The organism is Serratia sp. ASV30 (assembly GCF_016428815.1).
GTDB classification, from domain to species: Bacteria; Pseudomonadota; Gammaproteobacteria; order Enterobacterales; family Enterobacteriaceae; genus Chania; species Chania fonticola_C.
Genome location: NZ_JAELTL010000028.1, coordinates 43,560 through 66,375 on the forward strand (window position 1 = coordinate 43,560; position 22,816 = coordinate 66,375).

The following is a 22,816-nucleotide window of genomic DNA, read 5'->3' on the forward strand; positions in this document are numbered from 1 at the left end:
CAGATTAATACGTTATTTACTGGTGCCAACGCCGGGTGAGAGAGACACCTGGTCAATTGAGAGAGTTTATGGACATCATCAAGTTTCTGATTGATTTTATTTTGCATATTGATGTGCACCTGGCAGAACTGGTCGCGCAATACGGTATGTGGGTTTACTGTATTCTGTTCCTGATCCTGTTTTGTGAAACCGGGCTGGTGGTTACGCCGTTCCTGCCGGGGGATTCTCTGCTGTTTGTCGCTGGTGCGCTGGCCGCGTTACCTTCGAACGATCTCAACGTGCATACCATGGTGGCATTGATGGTGATTGCAGCGGTGATTGGCGATGCCGTCAACTACACTATTGGTCGGCTGTTCGGCGAAAAGCTGTTCAGCAACCCGAACTCGAAAATTTTCCGTCGTAGCTATCTGGACAAAACCCACCAGTTCTACGAAAAACACGGCGGAAAAACCATTATTCTGGCGCGATTTGTGCCGATCGTGCGCACCTTTGCGCCGTTCGTGGCCGGCATGGGGCATATGTCCTATCGCCACTTTGCTGCCTATAACGTGATTGGTGCGCTACTTTGGGTGCTGCTGTTCACTTATGCTGGCTACCTGTTTGGCGACTTGCCGATCGTGCAGGAAAACTTGAAGTTGTTGATTGTTGGCATCATCCTGGTTTCAATTCTGCCGGGCATTATTGAAATCTGGCGCCATAAACGTGCGGCTGCCCGCCAACAAAAACAGTAAAAACACCGCTTAACCTGTCGGTTCGACCAGTTTTTTGTCCACACAATCGGGCCGATATGGTTTAATGAGCGACATTTATGGTCTGTTCCCGCGAACGACCCTGAAGCCAATGCCTTGGTAGCGCACCTGTTGCGCTGAGCTCGGCATTTTTGCATTGGGTGTGTTCCGGGAGGATTGTTAAGGCATGAACAGCGGACTAGGGTCTGCCAGGTTCAAACAGAAAGGTCATCGATGAGCTGGATTGAACGAATTCTCAACAAAAGCAATGTTACGCAAACCCGTAAGGTGAGCATTCCTGAAGGGGTCTGGACCAAATGCGATAGCTGTGGTCAGGTTCTTTACCGTGCCGAACTGGAGCGTAACCTTGAGGTCTGCCCCAAGTGCGACCACCACATGCGCATGTCAGCCCGTATGCGTCTGCATACCTTGCTGGATGAAGGCAGTGAAGTGGAACTGGGCAGCGAACTGGAGCCGAAAGACGTTCTGAAGTTCAAGGATTCCAAAAAGTACAAAGATCGTCTGGTTGCCGCACAGAAAGCAACCGGCGAGAAAGACGCGCTGGTGGTGATGAAGGGCACGCTGTATGGCATGCCGATCGTCGCGGCCTCCTTCGAATTCGCCTTTATCGGTGGTTCTATGTCTTCCGTGGTCGGTGCGCGCTTTGTGCGTGCGGTTGAGCAGGCGTTGGAAGATAACTGCCCGCTGGTGTGCTTCTCTGCCAGTGGCGGTGCGCGTATGCAGGAAGCGCTGATGTCGCTGATGCAGATGGCGAAAACCAGCGCCGCGTTGGCCAAGCTGCAAGAGCGTGGCCTGCCGTATATTTCGGTACTGACCGATCCAACCATGGGTGGCGTATCCGCCAGCTTGGCGATGCTGGGCGATATCAACATTGCCGAGCCAAAAGCGCTGATCGGCTTTGCCGGGCCACGGGTTATCGAACAAACCGTACGTGAAAAACTGCCGCCGGGCTTCCAGCGCAGCGAGTTCCTGATTGAAAAGGGCGCTATCGACATGATCGTGCGCCGCCCGGTGATGCGTCAGACCCTGGCCAGCATTCTTTCCAAGCTGACTAATCAGCCGCAGCCGCATTTCGATGAGGCGGCGCCGGTCATCGCTCAGGAAAATCAGGCCGACGCCTGAGGAGCAGACAAAGACCCGGTATAGGTGCAAGCCTGCGCCGGGTTCCGCCGCCATTTTGTGGCTAAGTTGCGGCGGGAAACGAAGAGCATCGCTTTTGACGTCGTCAGGGCGATGCGTCTTACGGATTTATGAACCCAAAGTCAGTGATGGGACTCATGCAAAACCACCAAATTCCCCAAGCCACGTCGCCATTGAGCTCGTGGCTTTACTATCTGGAACGTCTGCATAGCCAGGCGATCGAACTCGGCCTGGAGCGTGTGCAACACGTTGCGGCGCACCTCGACCTTCTCACTCCTGCTCCTACCGTATTTACCGTTGCCGGTACTAACGGCAAAGGCACCACCTGCCGCACGTTAGAGGCCATTTTGCTGGCTACCGGGCTGCGGGTCGGGGTTTACAGTTCACCGCATCTGGTGCGTTACACCGAACGGGTTCGCATTCAGGGTGAAGAGCTGAGTGAGGCTGAACACAGCCGCTCTTTTGCCGCGATTGAAGCTGGCAGGGGGGAAACCTCGCTGACCTATTTCGAATTTGGCACCCTGTCGGCATTGCAGCTGTTTAAACAGGCTAAGCTTGACGTGGTGATCCTGGAAGTGGGGCTAGGTGGGCGTCTGGATGCGACCAATATCGTCGAGCCAAGCGTCGCCGTGGTGACCAGCATTGCGCTGGATCACACCGACTGGCTAGGCCACGATCGTGAAAGCATCGGCCGCGAGAAGGCGGGGATTTTCCGTGGCGGCAAGCCTGCCGTGGTCGGTGAGCCGGATATGCCACATAGCATCCAGCAGGTAGCGGAAGATCTCAACGCTCAACTGTACCGCCGTGATGAAGCCTGGTCGTTCAGTGAACAGGGCGAACGCTGGCAATGGGAAGGGGGCGGCACACGCCTGACCGATCTCCCAATGCCTAACGTCCCCTTGGCCAATGCGGCGACGGCATTGGCTGCGCTGCACTATTCAGCGCTGGAAATCGACGAGAAGGCGATTTTTGCCGGTCTACAGCAGGCCGCTTTGCCAGGGCGTTTTCAGACCGTGCAGCAGAACCCGCAGCTGATCCTGGACGTTGCCCACAACCCCCATGCTGCGGCCTATCTGGCTGGGCGACTGGCGAAACTTCCCCGCAATGGCGGCGTAGTACGCGCGGTGGTGGGGATGCTGTCAGACAAGGATATTGCCGGTACGCTGGCCTGCCTGAGCGAGCAGGTGGACGAGTGGTATTGTGCGCCGCTGGAAGGCCCGCGCGGAGCCAGCGTTGAGCTGCTGGCACAGTATTTAACGGAACCACGCAAGTTTGCCGATGTCGAAACTGCCTGGCGTCAGGCTATGCAGGACGCGGATATTCAGGATATTGTGATCGTCTGTGGGTCTTTCCACACTGTTGCCCACGTGATGGCGGCGTTAGACGAGAGGCGGGGAGTGTGAGTGGCAAGTAAATTTCAGAATCGACTGGTCGGAACCGTGATTTTGGTTGCCCTGGGGGTGATTGTCCTGCCGGGGCTGCTTGACGGCAAAAAGAAGCATTATGAGGATGAGTTTGCGGCGATCCCGTTGGTGCCCAAGCCTGGGGATGCTCATGAAATCGACGTGATCCCACCGGCCAATCAGGCGCTACCTTCAGTGCCGCCTGAAGGGGCTGGTGCTTTGGTTGAACAACAGCAGGCCGCCGCCGAGGCTTCCGCCCAGCAGGCGGCTAATCAAACGACTCAACCACAGCAGCCTGCGGTTGTTGCTCCGCCACCTATCGAAACCAAACCGGTTCAGCCAACTAAACCTAAGCCTGTGGAACCTAAACCGGTAGAGGTGAAGCCAGTGGAAGTGAAACCTAAGCCGGTGCCAACACCGCCAAAGGTAGAGCCAAAACCGGAAGTGAAACCAGAGCCGAAGCCTGAAACCAAACCTGCGGTTGAAGAAAAGGCACCGGTTGGCCAGGCTTATGTGGTGCAGTTGGGGGCGTTGAAGAATGCTGCCAAGGTCAATGAGATCGTCGCTTCGCTGCGCCTGTCTGGGCACCGGGCTTATACCGTGCCCTCCACGCCGGTGCAGGGGGAAATCACCCGCATCTACGTTGGCCCAGATGCCTCGAAGCAAAAACTGCAGGCTTCGCTGGCGGAGCTGAATGGGATCAGTGGGTTAAGCGGGCAGGTGAAGGCGTATAGCGCGCGTTGATCCATTGGGTCTGCCGTATGCCCCTCACCCCGACCCTCTCCCACAGGGAGAGGGAGCGTTCCCTCAGGCACTGTGCTTAGAGGGGCAGGGGTTCTAATACTCTTGCTCACTTAATCCAAGGTTCGGGGAAGTTGGAATTGTGTCACAGCAGCTAACAGCGACTCGGACGATCCCCTCTCCCTGTGGGAGAGGGTTAGGGTGAGGGGCCACTGTGCTCAAGGAGGAGGATTGCCAAATCACCACTAAAAATGTGCCTTTCACAGGCCTGATGACCTAAGTAGGCGCGGCGATTAGCAATTTTAATACCCGTCGTCTTTCAAGCAGCAGCGTTGTTACCTGCGCTATCTCACCCCAGTCACTTACTAAACGTAAGCTCCTGAGGATGAGATAGCTTGTCGACTAGCTGCAGCTTGAAATCCATAGGGTAACATCGCCGTTTTTTATTTGTTACGTGGTGGGAAATCCGCTACGCAAACGTTTTCTTTTTCTGTTAGAATTCGCCGCGATTGGATGCAGGGGCGATTCATCATTGGAATAGTTCATGGTCTGGATTGATTACGTCATTATAGCGTTGATTGGATTTTCGGCTCTGGTGAGCCTGATCCGAGGTTTTGTTCGCGAAGCATTGTCACTTGTGACATGGGGATGTGCGTTCTTTGTTGCCAGCCATTTCTACCCATACCTTGCAGCCTACTTCACCCGTTTTGAAGATGAGCTGGTACGTAACGGCATTGCGATTGCCATTTTGTTTATTGCAACGCTGATTGTGGGCGCTATCGTTAACTATGTGATTGGGTCACTGGTAGAGAAAACCGGATTATCGGGCACCGATCGGGTGCTGGGCGTGTGTTTCGGCGCACTGCGCGGCGTGTTGATCGTAGCAGCGATACTGTTCTTCCTGGATACCTTTACCACCCTGTCGCAAAGTGCGGACTGGAAACAGTCACAGTTGATCCCCCAGTTCAGTTACATCATCAGATGGTTCTTTGACTATCTGCAAAGCACGTCGAGTTTCTTACCAACCCAATTACCGGGGCGGTAGCGGCTTAGAGGAAAAGACAACATGTGCGGTATTGTCGGTATCGCCGGTTTTATGCCGGTAAACCAGTCGATTTATGATGCATTGATGGTGCTCCAGCATCGTGGACAGGATGCCGCTGGCATCGTCACTATTGATGCCCATAATGGGTTCCGCCTGCGCAAGGCAAATGGTCTGGTGAAAGATGTTTTTGAAGCCCGCCATATGCTGCGCCTGCAGGGCAACATGGGCATTGGCCATGTACGTTACCCAACGGCTGGCAGCTCCAGCGCTTCAGAAGCTCAACCTTTCTATGTCAACTCGCCGTTCGGCATTACGCTGGCACACAACGGCAACCTGACCAACGCCCACGAACTGCGCCAACAGCTGTTTGAACGTGGCCGTCGTCATGTCAACACCACTTCCGATTCCGAGATCCTGCTGAACGTGCTGGCCACCGAGCTTGACCGTTTCCCGCATTATCCACTGGAGTCCGACAACATTTTTACCGCCGTTGCCGCGATGCATCAGCAACTGCGTGGCGCTTATGCCTGCGTGGCCATGATTATCGGCCACGGTCTGGTGGCGTTCCGCGATCCCAACGGCATTCGCCCGCTGGTGATCGGCAAACGTGAGCTGGAAGATGGCCGCTGTGAGTACATGGTGGCCTCTGAGAGCGTGGCGCTGGATACCTTGGGCTTCGACTTCCTGCGCGATGTGGCGCCGGGCGAAGCGGTGTATATCACCGAAAAAGGCCAGCTGTTCACTCGCCAGTGCGCTGAGAACCCAAAAACCAATCCTTGCCTGTTCGAGTATGTCTATTTTGCCCGTCCTGACTCCTTTATGGACAAGATCTCCGTCTACAGCGCTCGCGTGCGTATGGGGCAGAAATTGGGTGAGAAGATTGCGCGCGAATGGGAAGATCTGGATATCGACGTGGTGATCCCGATCCCGGAAACCTCTTGCGATATCGCGCTGGAGATTGCCCGTATTCTGGATAAGCCGTATCGCCAGGGCTTCGTCAAGAATCGCTATGTTGGCCGCACCTTCATCATGCCGGGCCAGCAGGCTCGCCGTAAGTCGGTACGCCGCAAGCTGAACGCCAATCGTGCCGAATTCCGCGATAAGAACGTGCTGCTGGTTGATGACTCCATCGTCCGTGGTACCACTTCAGAGCAGATCGTGGAGATGGCGCGTGACGCCGGGGCCAAACGGGTTTATCTGGCTTCTGCCGCACCGGAGATCCGCTTCCCTAACGTGTACGGTATCGATATGCCGAGCGCGACGGAGCTGATTGCCCATGGCCGTGAAGTGGACGAAATCCGCCAGATTATTGGTGCCGACGGCCTGATTTTCCAGGATCTGGATGACCTGATTGCCGCTGTACGCGAAGAGAACCCGGACATCGCCCAGTTCGAATGCTCGGTGTTTAACGGCATCTACGTGACCAAAGACGTTGACCAGAGCTATCTGGAATATCTGGAAACGCTGCGTAATGACGATGCCAAAGCGTTGCGCGGCCAGACGGAAGCAGAAAATCTGGAAATGCATAACGAGGGCTAACGCGCCCGCGTAGCTCACCAAAACGGTGCACCGTAGCGTTGGTTACGGTGCATTGTCTTATTCCCACCTCGAATCTACGAAGGTTGCTGCCAAACCTGCCCCTATTCGGCTATCCTTACGGCATATTTCCCGACAAAGGCCAGCTTGATGAAAAGACTCATTATCGGTATTTCCGGCGCCAGCGGCGCTATCTACGGCGTGCGCTTATTGCAGGTGCTGCGTGGGGTAGAAGAGGTGGAAACCCACCTGGTAATGAGCAACGCGGCACGCCAGACGCTGGCCCTGGAAACTTCTCTGAGCCTGCGTGACGTTCAGGCCTTGGCCGATGTGGTGCACGATGCGCGTGATATTGCCGCCAGTATTTCCTCCGGATCGTTCAAAACCATGGGGATGGTGATTTTGCCATGCTCAATCAAAACGTTATCTGGCATCGTCAACAGTTACAGCGATGGGTTGTTGACTCGCGCCGCCGATGTGGTGCTCAAAGAGCGTCGGCCACTGGTGCTCTGCGTGCGCGAAACGCCGTTGCACCTAGGCCATCTGCGGCTGATGACCCAGGCAGCGGAGATGGGGGCGGTGATTATGCCGCCGGTACCGGCTTTCTACCATCGTCCGCAAACCGTTGACGATATTATCGATCAGACCGTTAATCGGGTCATCGACCAGTTTGACATCGAACTGCCGCAAGATCTCTTCACGCGTTGGCAAGGCGTTAATTAACTAACTTACCCTCAAATTTATACATTTGTGCAACATCGCACTGATTTAGTGCGATTGATGCATCATAATGATCCTGCTTCCCCATGCACTCTGTTTCAGTATCTTGCTGGTTTTCCGTGGCGAAGCCCGAGTTTGCCGTTCATTTTGTCGTTGATTGTCTCTGGGAAGAGCTTTGAACAGAGCGTGGCCGTTCCCCGCGCTCGCTAATGACAAAGTGGCATGATTACTGCAGATCCTGTGTGTGATGAAAGTAATGCCCGTAGTGGCATCGGCAAAAATATCCATTTGAGGGTAATTATGAAAAAGCTTGTTAAAGTTCTCCCTTTAGTTTTGGCTTTGAGCGCGGTTAGCAGTGCATTCGCCGCATTACCTTCCACGCTGAAAATCGGTACCGATCCCACTTATGCGCCGTTTGAGTCGAAAAATGCGCAGGGTCAACTGGTTGGCTTCGATATCGATCTGGCCACCGAGCTGTGCAAACGCATAAATACCAAGTGTATCTTTGTGGAAAGCGATTTTGATGCGCTGATCCCCTCCCTGAAAGCGAAGAAAATCGACGCAATCATCTCTTCTCTGTCCATTACCGAAAAACGCCAGCAGGAAATTGCCTTTACCGACAAGCTGTTTGCGGCCAACTCACGCCTGATCGCACCCAAAGGCTCCAAGATCCTGCCAACCGTCGATGCGCTGAAGGGCAAAAGCATCGGCGTATTGCAGGGTACCACCCAGGAAGCCTTTGCTAACGCCAATTGGCAGCCAAAAGGCGTGACCGTGGTGCCTTACCAGAATCAGGATCTGGTGTACGCGGATCTGGCTTCCGGGCGTATTGACGCAGCGTTTCAGGATGAAGTCGCAGCGAGCGAAGGTTTCCTGAAACAGCCTCCAGGCAAGGAGTACGCGTTTGCCGGTGAGTCGGTGAAGGACGATAAATTCTTTGGTGTCGGCACCGGTATGGGCCTGCGCAAGGATGAAACCGAGCTGAAAGCGGCGTTAGACAAAGCCTTTGCCGAAATGCGCAAAGACGGCACCTACGATAAGTTCGCGAAAAAATACTTCGACTTTGACGTTTACGGCGGCTAATTCCTGTCGGGTACTCTCTATGGCAACAGGCCCGGTTCTCCGGGCCTGTTCTGGCTGGAGTGTCATGACGTGCTCAATGACGACAGGGTGACGTAAATGCTACAAGGTTACTCCCAACTGATATTTGAGGGGGCTCTGGTGACGCTGGAGCTGGCCCTCAGCTCCGTATTGCTGGCGGTGGTGATTGGTTTGATCGGCGCTGGCGGTAAACTTTCGCAAAACCCTGTTATTTCCACGATCTTTGGTGCTTATACCACCTTGATCCGTGGCGTGCCGGACCTGGTGTTGATGCTGTTGATTTTCTACGGTCTGCAAATTGCCCTCAACAGCGTGACGGAGTTTTTTGGCTTCTCACAGATTGATATCGATCCGCTGGGGGCGGGCATTATTACCCTGGGCTTTATCTACGGAGCCTATTTCACCGAAACCTTCCGGGGAGCCTACCTGGCGGTGCCTCGTGGTCAGATCGAGGCGGCTACCGCCTTCGGTTTTTCCAACGCGCAGATTTTCCGTCGCATTCTGTTCCCGGCCATGATGCGCTTTGCGTTACCCGGCATCGGTAATAACTGGCAGGTGATCCTCAAGGCGACGGCCTTGGTCTCCATTCTTGGACTCAACGATCTGGTAAAGGCCACGCAGCTGGCAGGAAAGGGCACCTATCAGCCTTTCTTCTATGCCATTGTCGCAGGCTTGGTGTATCTGTTATTCACCACGATTTCCAACGGCGTGTTGCTGTGGCTTGAGCGGCGTTATTCATTGGGCGTCAAAAGGGCCGAACTATGATCGATATCCTGCATCAGTATTGGCAGCAACTGCTGTGGACCGATGGCTATCGCTATACCGGTGTGGCGGTGACCCTGTGGCTGCTGATCTCCTCGGTGGTCATGGGCGGGCTGCTGGCCATTCCGATGGCGGTAGCTCGGGTTTCTTCCACCCGTTGGGTGCGTTATCCGGTATGGTTGTATACCTATGTTTTCCGCGGTACGCCGCTGTACGTACAATTGCTGGTGTTTTATTCCGGTATGTACAGCCTGGAAATCGTGCGGGGCACCGAACTGCTCAATGCGTTTTTCCGCAGCGGATTAAACTGCACCATTTTGGCACTAACGCTGAATACCTGTGCCTATACCACGGAGATTTTCGCCGGGGCCATTCGTTCGGTGCCGCACGGAGAAATTGAAGCGGCCAGGGCCTATGGGTTTTCCAGCTTTAAGCTGTATCGTTGCATTATTTTGCCTTCGGCGCTGCGCTCGGCATTACCAGCGTACAGCAATGAAGTTATTCTGATGCTGCATTCGACCGCACTGGCCTTTACCGCCACGGTACCGGACCTGTTGAAGGTAGCCCGTGATATCAACGCGGCGACCTACCAGCCGTTTTATGCCTTTGGCATTGCGGCCGTGCTGTATCTGATTATCTCCTACACGTTGATCAGCCTGTTCCGCAGGGCAGAAAAACGCTGGATGGCGCACGTAACTCATCGATGAATGACGGGGATCCACCATGCCTGAACAAAAATTAGCCGTCACCGAACTGCACAAGCGTTATGGTGACCATGAAGTACTGAAAGGGGTCTCCCTGGCGGCCAATGCGGGCGATGTGATTAGCATTATCGGTTCTTCCGGCTCCGGTAAAAGTACCTTTCTGCGTTGCATCAACTTCCTGGAGAAGCCCAGCGAAGGCACCATCAGCCTGAATAATGAAAATATTCGCATGGTGCGCGACAAGGATGGCCAGCTTAGAGTCTTTGACAAGAAACAGCTGCAGCTGCTGCGTACCCGCCTGACGATGGTGTTCCAGCATTTCAACCTGTGGAGCCACATGACGGTGTTGGAGAACGTGATGGAAGCTCCAATCCAGGTACTGGGGCTGAGCAAGGCCGAGGCGCGGGAACGGGCGGTGCGCTATCTGGATAAGGTCGGCATTGATGCGCGGGCACAAATCAAATACCCGGTTCACCTCTCCGGTGGGCAACAGCAACGGGTTTCTATTGCCCGGGCGTTGGCAATGGAGCCGGAAGTGCTGCTGTTCGACGAACCGACTTCGGCGCTGGATCCTGAACTGGTGGGCGAAGTGCTGCGCATTATGCAGAAATTGGCGGAAGAGGGGAAAACCATGGTGGTGGTGACGCACGAAATGGAGTTTGCGCGCCATGTCTCCAGCCACGTCATTTTCCTGCATCAGGGGCTGATTGAAGAGCAGGGGCCGCCTGCGGAGTTGTTTGGTAACCCTAAGAGCACACGTTTGCAGCAGTTCCTTTCCGGAGCGCTGAAGTAGATATTTTGCCCCTCACCCTCACCCTAACCCTCTCCCACAGGGAGAGGGGACCGATCGAGTGGGCTGAAAATGCCGTGATTGATTTGGCTTAATGATCTTGGGCACCAACTTAGGGTGATAAATTTTCCCTTTACAAAAGAGGTGTCAAAAGGGAGATGTATTTTGGATAAGGGGTCGATCGAGTATGCTGTGATGACCTCTTTACTTCCAACAAAGCAGGGGCTGACAGCGCCCTCTCCCTGTGGGAGAGGTCATCAAGCCTGCTGATTGATCACATCATCCAGCGCCTGCTCCAGCTCAAAGAAACGGAAAACAAACCCCGCCTCTTCCAACCTCCTCGGCACCGCCCGTTGCCCACCTAATACCAACACCGCCGCTTCACCCATCAGTAAGCGCATGGCAAAGGCGGGCGCACGAAGAAACGCCGGGCGATCCAGCACCTTGGCCAGGGTGGCGGTGAACTGTTCATTATGCACCGGATAAGGTGCCACCATATTGAAGGGCCCACGCAGCGGAGGATTGTCCAACAGGTAAATGATGGCATTGACCATATCGTCGATATGGATCCAGGGCAGATACTGGCGGCCATTGCCGATCGGCCCGCCTAAGCCCATACGGAATGGCGGTAGCATTTTCGCCAGTGCTCCCCCTTTGGGCGACAAGACAACGCCGGTACGCAGCAGGCAGACGCGTGTGTAGCTACTTTGTGCCCGAAGGGCCAAAGCTTCCCAGCGTTGACACAGCTGGTGGGTAAATTCATCGTGCGGAGGTTCTTCTTCCGTTACCACCGCCTGGCCCTGATCGCCGTAATAACCGACCGCCGAGCCCGAAATCAGTACCGAAGGTGGTGTATTGCTGGCGGCGATCAGCTTAGCTAACCGTTCGGTCAAATCCCAACGGCTGCGGCACAGCAGTTCTTTCTGCGCCTTGCTCCAGCGCTTGTCCGCAATTGGCTCACCCGCCAGGTTGATCACAGCATCAAAACCGTCCAGAGAGCGTTGTTCATCAAGCGAAGCCCAGTAGCTGAGCCGATCGCCGAACTTATCCCGTGCTTTGGCGACGTTGCGCGTCAACAGGGTGAGCTCATGCGAAAGGTGCAGCAGTTGCCTGGTCAGGCTACTGCCGATCAACCCAGTTGCGCCGGTAATCAGGATCTTCATGGTCGGCCTCCCTGGTAGGGGTGAGTGCTAAGCGGTTTCTCGTCGGTAACTCATGGTCATGGAAACCGAGTCGGCATAACGTAGGGCCAGCAATTTATCTATCTCTACTTCAGCATAGGTTACCCATGGATGTTGTTTCACTATGTCGAGCACATCCTGAGTTAATTTTTCCAACAGCGCGAAGCGATTGTCTTCAATATGGCGAATGATCGCCTTGGTGATGGTGCGATAGTTGAGGGCGTCGCTAATGTCTTCGCTATTACGCGCCTTGTCCGCCGGGTAGTGGATCGCCACGTTGATCAGAACATCCTGACGGTTGTTGATTTCTTCTTCCTTGATACCGATGAAGGTGCGTAACCGCAGGTTTTTAATACGGATAATGGCATCGGGTTGCTGGCATGGCATCAGAGATTCTCCGGAGGTCTGATTGTTTGTACTCAGAATACACGGAAAGTGAAGAAAAGATAATGTAGCCAGACGCTTAAAGAGAGCAACGCGGGGGAGATCACACCGGTTTCCCCTCTCCGATGTGTACACGATGTAAGAGAGGGGGGAGGGCCGCGTTAGGCTTGATCTGCCAATTTATAGGCACGTTCCGTTGCCGGGCGGTTACGGATGCGTTCAAACCAGTTGCGCACCGCCGGATAATCCGCCAGATCGATGCGCTGGCGCGGATGAGACACAACCCAGGGATAAGTCGCAATATCGGCAATGCTGTAGTTGTCGCCGCCCAGGTAAGGGTGCCGTTGCAACTCGGTTTCCAGTACGCCATACAGGCGTTTGGTTTCCTGCTGGTAGCGTTCTATCGCGTAGGGGACAGGTTGGGGGGCATAGTGGTTGAAGTGATGATTTTGCCCAAGCATCGGCCCAAATCCGGCGACCTGCCAAAATAACCACTGTAGCGTTGCTGCCCGTTCGCGAACCCCTTTGCTGAGCAGCTTGCCGGTTTTCTCTGCCAGATAGAGCAGGATCTCACCCGATTCAAACAGGCTGATGGGAGCCCCACCGTCAACGGGTTGTTGATCGACGATTGCCGGGATTTTGTTGTTGGGAGAAATGGCTAAAAACGCTGGTGTGAATTGATCGCCAGCACTGATATTTACGCGATGGATACGATAAGGTAAACCAACCTCCTCCAAAAGCAGGGTAATTTTGTGCCCATTGGGAGTCGGTGCGTAATACAGATCAATCATATGATAATACTCCTTATAAAACATCAAGATAAGATGAGCATAGATCGGTTGGTTCGCTTGAGGCTATGCGAGCATCCGCTTGGGCTTTATCGGTGGCCCTATCGCGGATGCAGAGGGTACTGTTACAGCTTATACGATTGCGTGATGTTGGATCCAGGCTTTGGTCACGCGGAGTACCGCAGATGGGGAGGACAATAATGGGCAAAATGCTTTACCGTAGCCAGCAGAGTTAGCCACGCTAGACTGGTTCAACAACCGTTGATGACGGGAGCGTGCATCCGCTTGAAGTCAGCACGGTGTAGTTCAATGCCTCCTCCCATTTGTGAAAGAATTAAAGCCCGACTACTCTAACAGATATCCCGTTGGAGTTTTCCTCCGTGGCATTCAAACCTCTTGTTGTGTGGGTTAATGTTACCTTTCAACTGTTATTGCCGTTGAGCCTTTCCTTTGCCCCAGTAATAGCAAAAATGCTTGCCCCCGCTCCACTAACCAAGCCTGTTTCGCTGTATGAAACCGAGCCATACACCTTGGGGGTGGGTGAAACCGTCTATAGTGTGGCTAAAAAACAGCATATTACGCTGGAGGAGCTAAAAAGGGCTAATCAGTTTCGCTCATTTTCAAAACCGTTCAATCAACTGGGGAGCGGCGATGAAATTGATATCCCGACCGCAGCCTCATTGAGCGTAAAAAACCAGCAAACAGAAGCTTCCCCAGCGGTACCCCCTCCTCAACATAATGAGAGGTTGGCACATGGCCTGTTAAAGGGGACCACACTGTTAGCTGCTGATAACACCCCGTTGGCAGCGGCTGGCATGGCGCGTTCGATGGTGGTGGGTGAATTCAATGATTCGGCACAACATTGGCTGAGCTCGTATGGGACTGCGCGCGTTCAACTTAATCTTAATGATGACTTCAGCCTGGAAGGGAGCTCGGTTGACCTGCTGGTACCGCTTTATGATAACAAAAAATCGCTTTTATTCAGCCAGTTAGGACTTAGAAACCAAGACGGCCGCAACACCGTCAATCTCGGGGCGGGTGTTCGGACTGTGCAACATAATTGGATGTATGGTGTTAACGCCTTTTTTGATCGTGACATGACCGGTAAGAACGACCGCGTCGGCTTTGGGGTTGAAGCCTGGACGGATTACCTGAAGCTATCGGCTAACAGCTATCTGGCTCTCACCGATTGGCATCAATCCCGGGATTTTGCTGATTACAATGAACGTCCTGCCAACGGTTATGACCTGCGGGCAGAAGCGTATTTGCCCGCTTATCCTCAGTTGGGTGGAAAGTTGATGTTTGAGCAGTACCGGGGTGACGAAGTGGCATTGTTTGGTAAGGATGACCGGCAGAAAAATCCTTATGCGATCACTGCGGGGATCAACTATACGCCGATCCCCCTGATCACTATCGGAGCAGAGCACCGTGCTGGCAAAGGTAGCCGTAACGATAGCAACATCAGTGTGCAACTGAACTACCGTTTGGGCGAATCATGGCAGGCGCAAATAGATCCCTCTGCGGTGGCAGCAAGTCGTACGCTGGCAGGTAGCCGTTATGATCTGGTGGAACGTAATAACCAGATTGTGCTGGAGTACCAGAAACAGACGTTAATCCAATTGGCATTGCCGGATCAAATGACCGGAAGTGCCTTTGAAACGATCAAAGTGGATGCACAGGTGACGGCGAAATATGGGCTTGAACGAATCGATTGGGATAGCGCATCGTTGGTGGCAGCCGGGGGGATGGTTATACAAACCTCTTCACAAAGCATTTCGATAAAATTACCCCCTTATAGGGCAGGCAATAATAACTACACGTTAGGTGCCGTGGCTTACGATAATCAGGGCAATGCCTCAAACCGCAGTACCACACAGATCGTTGTGACACAACAAAATGTCAGCACGGTCAATTCCAGCATTCAGGCTTCCCCGGCCGAAATACCTGCTGATGGCGTTGCCAAGAGCTTGATTACCTTGAATTTAAAAGATGTTAACAACTTGCCGGTTAAGGGAATGGGAGACCAACTGACTGCGGATTTGCATTTTACACCGAATACGGGGGCAGCTCAGCCTATCAGTAACCCGCTGTTGAGTGCCGTTACCGAGACCGCACCGGGGGTCTACACCTATCAGTTAACGGCAGGGTTCTCCCAGGGAGAAGCTATTATTGCTCCAACCATTAATGATATCTCTCTGGCTTCAGCTAAAGTTAATTTAATCGCGAGTAGTCAGGTACTGAGCCCGGAAAACTCCCTTTTTAGCGTAGAACCGGTAGAAATTATTGCTGATGGTTTACAGACCAGTACGTTGGACTTTACTGCCCAGGATATCAATCACCAGCCTATTAACGGGTTAACGGTGGCCTTTGAGGTTACGGGTATTCCCGAGGTTACGCTGAGCGCGGTAACGGAAAATAACGGCGTGTACAGCGCCAAACTGAGTGGAACAGTCGCAGGCACGGTAACCGTAGTTCCTACAGTAAATGGTGCCGCCGTGGAGATGAAGTCGCACGACGTGGTGCTCACCGCCGATCGCGGTACTGCGACCATTGAGCTGATGGTGATTAGCGATCATGCATACGCTAATGGCGTTGATGTTAATAAGGTTGAAGCAAGGGTAACCGATAGCCATGGCAATCCTATCAATGCTACTGCAGTGGAGTTTGAGGTAGACAATGGTGCGACGGTCCTGTCCCCTGCGGCCAGGACAGATAATGAGGGGCAGGTGACGGTGAAGCTAGCCAATGTTAATGCCGGAGTCACCACGGTGACCGCCACCATCGGTGATCATCTGGCCAGTACAGAGCTCTCTTTTGTGCCAGAAACACCGGTCAAATTGTTGATATACAGCAACGGCACCGAGCTGACTGGGCATCCTGTCGTTGGGGATAACCTCCTGGCCGTTGCAATGTGTTCAATTGCTTTGTGTAACGGAATACCAATGAATTATCAGTGGGAAGTCGAGTCATCTGCAGGTTCGGGGGTCTTTGTCGCAATTCCTGGTGCAACCTCTGAAACATTGACGGTGACGGCAAACTTACAGAAACGGGCTATTCGAGTGGTATCGCATTAAGACCGGGGTTTTATCATTATTTCAGGCTGGCCTGGAAGGTGATTCAAACATTGATTTTGAGTACAGCAGAGGAAAGAAACAATGGACAACAAGATTGGCTCACGCAGAGGGCTGGTGTCCCTGCTAGCGGGGATGTTACTCAGCATGCTGATAGTCGGTTCTGCCTGGTCTGCAGTGACCTCCAGCCCGACTTCCACCGTCAGGGGGCGCGCCCCGGTAGTGACGCAGAGTACCATTGTTTCCGACAATGCCAGTGGTAACGGCTTGATCGATATCGGCGATACCTTGAGTATCGGTACCGCTGGGGCGTTCAGCGACGCGGATGGTGATACGGCGATACCGGAAACCTATCAATGGCAGGCTAATGGTGCAGATATTGCGGGAGCTACTGGCAATACCTACACCATTGTTGCCGGAGATCTGGGCAAAACCATTACCGTGTTAGTCACTCCGCATACCGACCCTGCCATTACCGACCCGGCTTCTGGTATAGCCGTTGCCTCCAATGCCTTGACCGTTATTGCGGGGGGGACAGTCACCGGCGTGACGGTGACTGGTGAAGTTGGTGGCTATCCACAGGTTGATTCTACTCTGACTGCGACAGCAACCTGTGCGGGGGGGACCTGTACCGGCGTGACCTACCAGTGGCAGCTTGAAACTGGCCAGGGCACAAATACTTACAGCAACATAAGCGGGGCAACCAGCAGCACCTATACTCCAGTGCGTACAGACCAGAGACTGAGAGTTCAGGTAGTTGTCAGCAACTCTGCGGCTCAGTAATAAAGAGTCAGCCCAGGCATGCTTCAGGCGTGCCTGGGCCAGTTGATTTAACAAATCAGTATGATGGATACGCTGGATGTTGCATCGCAATAATCTCTTTAAGGTTTTTGTATTCAGGATATTACTGGTTCTGATCGTCGTGATGAGCCAGGTGGTGCAGGCTGTCCAGCAATCTACCCAGCCAGTCCACGGGCGGCCACCGACCACCACGCTCTCGGTAGACAACCTCAAGCCGCGGGCCGGGGAGGTGATTACCGTGACATCCTCCTTCAATGATGTGGATGGTGATGCGGAACAGGGAACGACCTACCAGTGGACGTTGGACGGTGCTGCCATTAATGGGGCAACCAGCCCCAGTTATACTCTGGAGCTCAGTAACATCCTGGCGGGCAGTGCGTTGAACGTGATCGTAACCCCTCAAACCAATCCCGATATTACCATTCCAAGTGAGGGGCTGCCGGTTCAGCTACCTAACCCTATCAATATCAAGTGGCAGCGGATGCTTTCCAGCCTGGTATGGGCCGAGTCTCCCCTGGGAGCGGTTGCCGATGGGCTGGCGGTGAACACCGTACATGCTACCGTTCAGTATCTGGACGGTACACCTGTTGTGGGCGCAACGGTGCTTTTCGATGCCGATAATATGGGCGCGATTTCGGCCAGTGCGCAAACTGGAGTTGAGGGCGAGGCAACGGCGTATGTGACGAATGTGATTGCAGGTACCACTCAGGTAACGGCCAGGATTGATGATGATGCTCAGACGGTCAATACGCTGTTTGTTGCCGGCCCAGTGGAGGTTGTGCATGCGGAAGTCACCCAGGACAATGCGCTGGCCAACGGCATTGACGATAATAATGTGGTGGTTTATGTCGAAGACCGCCATGGCAACAGTATTGAGGGTGAAACGGTAAACTTCACTGCGACCAACGGCGTAACGCTGCTGGCGACCAGTGGCGTTACGGACAGCAACGGTGAGGTGAAAATAGCCCTGACCAGTGACACGGCCGTCAATAGTGACGTCACGGCCACCACTGCTAACGGTGTTTCTGCTACCGTCAACGTTGCGTTTTTTGATGACGTGCAGATGACACATATCTTGGCCAACGGTGCCTCTTTCTCGGCTGATGATGGCTTCCCCAAAACAGGCTTTATCGGTGCGGAATTTCAGTTGGTGGTTGGCGAGGATCCTGCCGGGAACAGTTCCTATAGCTGGAGTAGCGATCAGAGCTGGGCCAGCGTGGATGGCAGCGGTAATGTGAGGTTTAATCAAGAACCTACATCGGCTAATAATCGGGTCACCATTACGGCCGAACATACAGGCAATGGCTCAACGTTAACCTATCAATTTACCGTCAACCGCTGGTTCAGGAATAATAGCCACTTCCTTATGGAACCCAGTGAGGCTGCCGCGTGGTGCAGTTCCCAAGGGGGAGGCTACGCGGTGCCGAGCTATAGTGAGATGACAGACCGAACCCCGATAGCCCAGACCGGGGCCAACCGGGATGCCAATGCCAGATTATGGAATGAATGGGGCAGCATGAGTCGATACTCTAACGGTTGGTTTGGGGGTAACTACTGGGGGAGGGAACTTACCGCTGCCGGTAACGAACGGCATTATGTTTACCTGGGGAACGGTAATTTATTCAGTTTCCCGTTAGACGGCGTAACCTATGTGACTTGCTCAACCTCTCTATAGGCGAATGTGGCAAAGGCAGCAGGACCCGATAGGAATCTTAAAAAGGGTAGGACAGCCATCGATAGCTATGATAGCGTGTACTTCTAAACTAGCTAGGGAGTACAAGGGTGCATTTTTCTACTATCGAAGACGTAAGAAAGGCCATAGATGGCATCGACTCCCAACTTGTTTCACTCATTGCCGAACGCGGTCGGTTTGTGAAAGCAGCTGCTGGATTTAAAAAAGATCAGGATGCTGTTCGTGCGCCCGACAGGGTTCAGAGGGTCATTGATAAGGTCAGGGCTGAAGCCGCTGTGGTCGGACTCCCCGAAGACATTATTGAAAAAGTTTACCGTACGATGATTAACGCATTTATTGATTATGAGATGGAACAGCACCGAAGTCTGGTACAAAAATAGTTTCGGCCAAGCCCTTGCCGAATAGGGGGGAGCAACAAGGGCGTGCGGGTATATTTCCATACAAACGTTTATGTTCTTCCATACCTTAGCTATCCTTCAGTGGGCAATGTGCGACAAACATTGAACCTGCAAGTGCCGCTGCTTTTAAAACTGCCGGGCTGGCTGGGGTCAGTAAATCACCAGGGCTACCACCAGAATTCAGATTAATTGAGGGGGCCTTGATATCTACGCCACCGGCATGAATAACAACAAAACTTCCACCCACTTTCAGCGTCAGTTTGCTATTGCTTTGTAGCGTCAGATCGCCGTTGCTGTCCACACTGAACACGCCGCTAACTTTCTGTGCCAGATCGCCCTTGACCTGTATACCTCGGTCGCCTTCCGTCATCACCAGATTGTTACCGGTGATTTTCTGATCCTGATTACCTTCAACTGTCACTTTTCGATCGTTGGCAACCACCAGTTCTTCATCATGCCCGATACTGCTGCTACGGTTGTAGTTCACTCGTTCGTCTTTCGAATTGAGCACCCGTATTGCCATGTTTTTTTGTGCGTGAACGAAGACTTCTTCATTATCTTTTTCATCTTCAAAACGCAGTTCGTTAAATCCTTCGCCTTTATGGGTTTTTGAACGGATCGACATCTGGGTTTTGCTGCCTGGCAAATTACCAGGAGGCAGATGGTTGGCATGATAGGTGCGGCCGATTATCACCGGCTGATCAGGATCACCGTTTAAAAATTCAACAATCACTTCATGACCAATGCGCGGAATGGCCGACATCCCCCAACGAGGCCCCGCCCAGGGATGCGATACCCGTATCCAACAGGAGCTGGTATCATCGTCTTTCCCTGAACGATCCCAAAGAAAACGCACCTTGACCCGACCATAAGGATCACAATAAATCTCTTCTGAGGGTGGACCAGTGACAATCGCAATCTGGGCTCCGTCAATGCGTGGTTTTGGCCGTGAAAGTGGGCGCCATGTCTGATTATTGGGAATAAACGCAAACTGAGTGGTTATGGTTGTGCCTTGCCCTCCCGATACAGTTTCCAGAGCTTGGGGTTGTTGCCCGCTATGGATAGCCTGGGTGACTTGCCAGCTTGTATTCAGTGTGTCCAGTGGATGGTTTTCTAGGGTAAAGCGCACACCGGGTTGTAGAGCAGGACAATTACTAGCCCCTTCGCCCTGATGGGCATCATTACGTAGTGCCTGAATGCGCCATTGGGAAAACTTTTCCCCGCTTGGACCGGTGTCTTTATAGCGGCCAGGATAATCATAATGCAGATATTCCGCTGACTGATGTTCATCATCTCGAGCGCGATCGCGATATTCAGCGGCCCACAAGGGGTTTTTAAAGGTGTAATCTTTCAGCAATACCTCTGAAGGGCGCAGACTTTCCCGGCGCTTGAAGGTGGTAATGCAAGGTTCATCGAGTGAGGTTTGTTGTTGATTTGGGTAGTAGGATAGCGTCGGCCCTTCATTCACGATGATGTTATCGTCGGCAAAGACCAGCGTGTGCCTGTCATTCTCATGTTCGAGGAAATAATAGATGCCTTCTTCTGCCGCCATTCGATGAAGGAAATCCAGATCGCTTTCATTATACTGAACACAAAACTCTCTGGGTGCATGCTTGTAGCGAAAAGCATGGGCATAGTCACTGATCTTATTTTCTTTCATCAAGGTTTCAAGAATTTCCAGAAAACCCTGTTGCTGAAAAATGCGGGAGTTTTGTCTTAATCCTGCTCGCCAGAGGGCGGGGCGCACACTGAGTCGGTAACGTGTTTGATGAAGTCCTGAATCGCCTTGCTCGACGGAAGTAACAATGCCATTCACGATACGCTGTACTTCTGTCTCACGCCAAATGGTCAGCGTGGCGGTATTGTCTAGAATTGAACGGAACTCCACATTGGGGCTGGCACTGGCAACCTCCAGTTCAAGCGTGAAAGGGGCAGAAAATTGCTCGTGCAACGTAAAACCTGATACTACGAAGGTTTTAGATGACAGGTTCCCCACACTTAACGTAAACCGCAGGCCACTCGCATCCATGTTCATATTTCCTTATTGACGGCGTGAATGCATCCCAATCTATGCAAATAAAATATTTATAATATATAAGATACTTTAATGTATGTGGAAAATGGCAACAACCTGAATTTGTTCATTTAGTGAGAGCTAGCACGGTTATGCCTCATAGAGATCGGGAAATTTCTCTGATAGGAAATGTTCACTTCAGGCTGTGAACAGCTTCATTTTTCAACAAAGCGTTCAAGAATGAGATAGCCAATTTCCCTTCTTATCGGCCTCCTTCCAAGCCTGGTAGGCGGGGCAATCTGTTGAATCGTGTCGAGCGCCTAATCCCATCAAACTAATAGGCTTAATTCATATGAATGGCTTACAGACACAAGTTTGCCCAAGAACCACCGGAAGTCCTATCCAACGCCACTAGAACCCTATTTAGTCGGTGTTCTCTGCTGTGGCTAGTTATGACTGAGGAAACAGTTCTGATGCGTTGGACAAGTTCGTTTGAGTCTGGAACAGGAAAGCATATTGGTGTTATATGCTTCCCATTGATTGACGCGACGTAGTGTTTGCAAAGCCCGCTTCAGGAACTTAGCAGTCCACAGGGCGGAACCGCGTCAGCTAAGAGCGAGTAGCAGACATTGTGCATTTAGAGACTAGTGTAACACCAGGACTCTCTGTGGCTGTTTAATGTAGTCTTAGGTTGCTAAGGATGTATTGCTCAAATTCTGCTGTATGTAATCAATGAGCGCTCGCGTTTTAGCTGGCAAATAACGCCTGTCAGAATAAAGTGCGAACAATTGAAGTGGGGCTGGCGGTTGTTCAAACTTAATCTCGATCAGCCGTCCATCGTCGATGTAGGGTTGGCAGGCCTGTTTCGAAAGAATGGCGAAACCAACACCCGCTACCGCCGCGCATCCTGCCATCTCTCCGCTGTTTACCCTGTAATGGCCTTTAACCTTAATCGTCTCGAATCCCCCCTTTTTATTCATAAACTGCCAGGGAGCACCTTTAAGTGCATTTACCGTGGTAATACAGGGTAATTCTTCAAATTGCTGTATACGAGAAGGGATGCCATAACGCTGAATGATGGAGGGGGCTGCAACGATAGTGCAAGGGATTGTCACCAGATGACGGGCTATGTAATCACTGTCATCCAGTTGGCCACGGCTCACAATGATGGCTAAATCCAGGTCGTCTCGCAGGGATTCAAAACCAGACAAATTTGTGACACAGCTAATTTCCAGATCCGGGTGCTGGCAGGCAAAATCGGCAACCACAGAACCCAGCAGTGCAGGACCTATTTCATTGGGAATACAGATACGTAGTGGCCCCTTGAGCTGCATTTGCCGCAACGTTAATTCTGTTTCAGTCTGCTCAAGCGCTTCCAGTAATGGCTTCGCCCGGATATAGAGCAGGTGTCCCGCCTGGGTGAGTTTCATATGTCGGGTGTTGCGCTCAATAAGCTGAAGATTCAGTCTGTCTTCTAACTGAGAAATACAACGACTCACGTTTGATGTCGGCATTTCAAGGATTTTCGATGCCCCAACAAAACTGTCTCTTTCAACCACCGCAATGAAAACTTTCAGGGTATTAAAATCAAGAGTTGGCCGCATAAACCTGTCTCTTATACACATCTCCGAGCCCACGAGACAGGAGGTATCATCGCGTATGCCGTCGTCTGCGTGAAAAAGGGGGGGGGGGGGGGGGGGGGGGGGGGGGGGGGGGGGGGGGGGGGGGGGGGGGGGGGGGGGGGGGGGGGGGGGGGGGGGGGGGGGGGGGGGGGGGGGGGGGGGGGGGGGGGGGG

21 protein-coding genes are annotated in these 22,816 nt (G+C 52.9%); 15 read left to right on the forward strand and 6 right to left on the reverse strand.

Annotation, left to right across the window (positions count from 1 at the left end; translation table 11 throughout):
* The first annotated feature begins 68 nt into the window (after positions 1-68).
* From JHD74_RS14100 to hisP, 11 genes are all read left to right on the forward strand, one after another.
* On the forward strand, positions 69-731 hold the full coding sequence (locus JHD74_RS14100; protein ID WP_199062925.1) for a DedA family protein: 663 nt from the start codon (positions 69-71) through the stop codon (positions 729-731).
* Positions 732-962: 231 nt separating this feature from the next.
* Positions 963-1,871, forward strand: coding sequence for an acetyl-CoA carboxylase, carboxyltransferase subunit beta (gene accD / locus JHD74_RS14105; RefSeq protein ID WP_021178576.1), 909 nt, complete (start codon positions 963-965; stop codon positions 1,869-1,871).
* A 155-nt stretch (positions 1,872-2,026) separates the two neighbouring features.
* Entirely contained in the window at positions 2,027-3,292 is a 1,266-nt protein-coding gene (gene folC / locus JHD74_RS14110; protein ID WP_024530659.1) for a bifunctional tetrahydrofolate synthase/dihydrofolate synthase, read from the forward strand.
* The gene (gene dedD / locus JHD74_RS14115) at positions 3,293-4,036 is read left to right on the forward strand and encodes a cell division protein DedD (protein WP_199062926.1); all 744 of its coding nucleotides are present in this window, start codon (positions 3,293-3,295) and stop codon (positions 4,034-4,036) included.
* Positions 4,037-4,577: 541 nt separating this feature from the next.
* Positions 4,578-5,078, forward strand: coding sequence for a colicin V production protein (gene cvpA / locus JHD74_RS14120; RefSeq protein WP_024485212.1), 501 nt, complete (start codon positions 4,578-4,580; stop codon positions 5,076-5,078).
* Between the two features lie 21 nt (positions 5,079-5,099).
* Positions 5,100-6,617: an amidophosphoribosyltransferase gene (purF, locus tag JHD74_RS14125; RefSeq protein ID WP_021178572.1), complete on the forward strand. Its 1,518-nt coding sequence runs from the start codon at positions 5,100-5,102 to the stop codon at positions 6,615-6,617.
* Positions 6,618-6,764: 147 nt separating this feature from the next.
* Entirely contained in the window at positions 6,765-7,337 is a 573-nt protein-coding gene (locus tag JHD74_RS14130) for a UbiX family flavin prenyltransferase (RefSeq protein WP_024530661.1), read from the forward strand.
* Between the two features lie 297 nt (positions 7,338-7,634).
* Positions 7,635-8,417, forward strand: a complete 783-nt coding sequence (gene hisJ, locus JHD74_RS14135) for a histidine ABC transporter substrate-binding protein HisJ (protein WP_024530662.1) — start codon at positions 7,635-7,637, stop codon at positions 8,415-8,417.
* A 96-nt stretch (positions 8,418-8,513) separates the two neighbouring features.
* Positions 8,514-9,200 (forward strand): histidine ABC transporter permease HisQ, encoded by a 687-nt coding sequence (locus tag JHD74_RS14140; RefSeq protein WP_024530663.1) that lies wholly within the window; start codon positions 8,514-8,516, stop codon positions 9,198-9,200.
* Entirely contained in the window at positions 9,197-9,904 is a 708-nt protein-coding gene (locus JHD74_RS14145) for an ABC transporter permease (protein ID WP_024485209.1), read from the forward strand. Before JHD74_RS14140 ends, JHD74_RS14145 begins: the two co-directional genes overlap by 4 nt.
* A 16-nt stretch (positions 9,905-9,920) precedes the next feature.
* Positions 9,921-10,694 (forward strand): histidine ABC transporter ATP-binding protein HisP, encoded by a 774-nt coding sequence (gene hisP, locus JHD74_RS14150; protein ID WP_024530664.1) that lies wholly within the window; start codon positions 9,921-9,923, stop codon positions 10,692-10,694.
* A gap of 254 nt (positions 10,695-10,948) precedes the next feature.
* On the opposite strand, the gene JHD74_RS14155 is transcribed toward hisP, so the two are convergent.
* The 3 genes from JHD74_RS14155 to yfcG all read right to left on the reverse strand — a co-directional run bounded on the left by JHD74_RS14155 (position 10,949) and on the right by yfcG (position 13,047).
* Entirely contained in the window at positions 10,949-11,854 is a 906-nt protein-coding gene (locus JHD74_RS14155; protein WP_199062927.1) for a TIGR01777 family oxidoreductase, read from the reverse strand.
* Positions 11,855-11,881: 27 nt separating this feature from the next.
* A complete protein-coding gene (gene folX / locus JHD74_RS14160) occupies positions 11,882-12,259 on the reverse strand; it encodes a dihydroneopterin triphosphate 2'-epimerase (RefSeq protein ID WP_021178565.1) in 378 nt (125 codons plus the stop codon).
* Between the two features lie 158 nt (positions 12,260-12,417).
* Entirely contained in the window at positions 12,418-13,047 is a 630-nt protein-coding gene (gene yfcG / locus JHD74_RS14165; protein WP_021806021.1) for a GSH-dependent disulfide bond oxidoreductase, read from the reverse strand.
* A gap of 377 nt (positions 13,048-13,424) precedes the next feature.
* Between yfcG and JHD74_RS14170 the strand changes: the two genes are divergently transcribed.
* The 4 genes from JHD74_RS14170 (at position 13,425) to JHD74_RS14185 (ending at position 18,989) form a co-directional block, all read left to right on the forward strand.
* The gene (locus tag JHD74_RS14170) at positions 13,425-16,118 is read left to right on the forward strand and encodes a ZirU family protein (protein WP_370592646.1); all 2,694 of its coding nucleotides are present in this window, start codon (positions 13,425-13,427) and stop codon (positions 16,116-16,118) included.
* 81 nt (positions 16,119-16,199) lie between these two features.
* Positions 16,200-16,898, forward strand: coding sequence for a ZirU family protein (locus JHD74_RS14175; protein ID WP_024530666.1), 699 nt, complete (start codon positions 16,200-16,202; stop codon positions 16,896-16,898).
* 76 nt (positions 16,899-16,974) lie between these two features.
* On the forward strand, positions 16,975-18,591 hold the full coding sequence (locus JHD74_RS14180; protein ID WP_199062928.1) for an Ig-like domain-containing protein: 1,617 nt from the start codon (positions 16,975-16,977) through the stop codon (positions 18,589-18,591).
* 107 nt (positions 18,592-18,698) lie between these two features.
* Positions 18,699-18,989: a chorismate mutase gene (locus tag JHD74_RS14185; protein WP_074028079.1), complete on the forward strand. Its 291-nt coding sequence runs from the start codon at positions 18,699-18,701 to the stop codon at positions 18,987-18,989.
* An 85-nt stretch (positions 18,990-19,074) separates the two neighbouring features.
* Here JHD74_RS14185 and tssI read toward each other — a convergent pair whose 3' ends face one another.
* The 3 genes from tssI to JHD74_RS14200 all read right to left on the reverse strand — a co-directional run.
* Positions 19,075-21,036, reverse strand: a complete 1,962-nt coding sequence (gene tssI, locus JHD74_RS14190) for a type VI secretion system tip protein VgrG (protein WP_074028080.1) — start codon at positions 21,034-21,036, stop codon at positions 19,075-19,077.
* A gap of 671 nt (positions 21,037-21,707) precedes the next feature.
* Positions 21,708-22,625 (reverse strand): LysR family transcriptional regulator, encoded by a 918-nt coding sequence (locus JHD74_RS14195; RefSeq protein ID WP_199062929.1) that lies wholly within the window; start codon positions 22,623-22,625, stop codon positions 21,708-21,710.
* 11 nt (positions 22,626-22,636) lie between these two features.
* A partial coding sequence (locus tag JHD74_RS14200; RefSeq protein ID WP_199062930.1) for a hypothetical protein occupies positions 22,637-22,816 on the reverse strand: 180 nt, incomplete at its 5' end.